This window comes from Massiliimicrobium timonense (assembly GCF_002160865.1).
Classification (GTDB): domain Bacteria; phylum Bacillota_I; class Bacilli_A; order Erysipelotrichales; family Coprobacillaceae; genus Allocoprobacillus.
On the sequence record NZ_NFLJ01000083.1, the window covers coordinates 1 to 1,960 of the forward strand.

3 protein-coding genes are annotated in these 1,960 nt (G+C 30.7%); all 3 read right to left on the minus strand.

Features of this window, described 5'->3' with window-relative positions:
• Positions 1-96: 96 nt before the first annotated feature.
• On the minus strand, positions 97-234 hold the full coding sequence (locus B5E75_RS14170; protein WP_087360580.1) for a helix-turn-helix transcriptional regulator: 138 nt from the start codon (positions 232-234) through the stop codon (positions 97-99).
• Between the two features lie 91 nt (positions 235-325).
• Positions 326-979: an HAD family hydrolase gene (locus B5E75_RS14175; protein WP_087360583.1), complete on the minus strand. Its 654-nt coding sequence runs from the start codon at positions 977-979 to the stop codon at positions 326-328.
• On the minus strand, positions 973-1,722 hold the full coding sequence (locus B5E75_RS14180; protein WP_162607717.1) for an EFR1 family ferrodoxin: 750 nt from the start codon (positions 1,720-1,722) through the stop codon (positions 973-975). The genes B5E75_RS14175 and B5E75_RS14180 overlap by 7 nt, the downstream gene beginning before the upstream one ends.
• Positions 1,723-1,960 lie beyond the last annotated feature (238 nt).

Genomic DNA, 1,960 nt, shown 5'->3' on the forward strand with positions numbered 1-1,960 from the left:
GTCTATAAAAGATTCCGACATTTTAATCAGTTCACATCAAAAAAGACCAATTATCATCAAAGATAGTTGGTCTTATGTTTTTATTTATCGGAATCTTTAGAAAGTCGGGATATCAGTTTCCCAGCGTGATACAGTTCTATGATTGACACCTAATATTTGAGCTAATTCTTCTTGAGTTAAAGAATTACTTTGACGCAATTCTTTAATAAAGCTTCCAATCTTTTTTTGATTCATACGCTTCATCTTCTTTGTTATATCGTATCATTTTTACATAAAAATGGACACGACACAAAGTGAGAATAAAGAAAAAAGCCCTTAAAAAGGACTATAAATATTCGAAAACATCTAATAATGTATCAATACATGTTACTTCAGGATCTTGAATGTCCTTATGTCCAATCAAGAATGCTCTCATTCCAACACTTTTCGCTGATTGCATATCTTTATTATAACTATCACCAATATATACAGCTTCATTAGGCTTAAGTTTTGTAATTTCTAATGCTTTTTCAAACATCTTTTGGTGAGGTTTATAATAATGTGTTGTTTGACCAGAAATAATTCCTTTGGGGCTTAGTTCCAAATTTTTCATATTTTCTTCTACATATTGAGAATCATTATTTGTAATAATATATATAGGTAAAGGACATTGTGCAAAAAAATCATAAGTATCATCATATGCGGGTGTATGAATCAGATGTTGAATCAATAAATCACAGTATTGATGACTATCTCCTTGTAACCCTATCTGTTCTTTCATGCTTTCAAAAGCTTCCAAGATAATAGAATACTCATCTTTATAGTTTTCACCATTATATTGTTGAATTAATTCATCATGTTTTTGATTCCATAATTTTCCAATTCTTTGAGTATCTTTTTCATTTGACTTTTCAGCACACAAATCTAATAATTTTGTTAACCATTCACTTTGTTCATAGACCAATGTTCCCATATGGTCAATAAATATTGCCTTTAACATAATGATCCTCCTATCAATTCACTTTGTTTATCAATTGTACAAACTTTTTGAATTTTCATACGTGTCGCTTCAACCTGCTTGTCATCACATATTCTTGCTTTGAATGGACAGATAGAAATACAACGCATACAAGAAATGCATAAACTTTCATTTGTTGTTTCCAAATGTTGTAAATCAATGGCTTCTACAGGACAAAGTTTAGCACATAATCCACACTTTGTACACTGCGATGTCACCAAAGGCTTCAAACCACCTCGAAAGATTTTATAAGGTCTATGTCCCGGAACTTCAATGGGATGTAAATCTCTTTTTAAAGTTTCAACCAATGATTGTATATATTCAAAATCTTTCGTATTCGGTCTACCACGTGCAAACTCATGAACAATTGAATGTTCACAAACAATTGCCATTGCTCCTACACATATAAATCCTAATGGCTGCAAAGTATCTTTAAGTTCTATGAATGTATCATCATAATGTCTATTCCCATAAGTTACAATAAGAATAACCGGTGTCTGATTGGCTTGAAATTGTTTTAAACGCTCAATTGCTATAGTAGGAACTCGCCCGCCATAAGAGGGTACACCTACAATGCATAAATCTTGATGAGAAAAAACATGTCTTGCAATATGAGGATTTGATAAATCATATTCATACACTTTTTCTTGCCACTGTTTTCCTATAAAACGAACAACCTTTTGCGTGCTTCCTGTTCCACTGAAATAGATTAATTGAATAGCCATGACGCATCCCTCCATACATATGACTATTTTATCATATTTTTTAAGACTTTCCATTAACAAATCCCCAATATTCAAAAAATCATTATTCATCTTTAAATATATGCTTTTAGCAATCTTTGTGTTATAATATGTCTGTATGATGAAAATATTTTAAAAATTTCTCTGAAAAAAAAGAAAAATCCGTTTTTTCTGTATATATGAATAATAGGAGGTATTATTCATGTCTAAGAAAAATTAT

Coding starts and splice junctions, on each gene's coding strand:
- B5E75_RS14175 (WP_087360583.1), bottom strand. CDS start 979: ATGTTAAAGGCAATATTTATTGACCATATGGGAACATTGGTCTATGAA.
- B5E75_RS14180 (WP_162607717.1), bottom strand. CDS start 1,722: ATGGCTATTCAATTAATCTATTTCAGTGGAACAGGAAGCACGCAAAAG.
- B5E75_RS14170 (WP_087360580.1), bottom strand. CDS start 234: ATGAATCAAAAAAAGATTGGAAGCTTTATTAAAGAATTGCGTCAAAGT.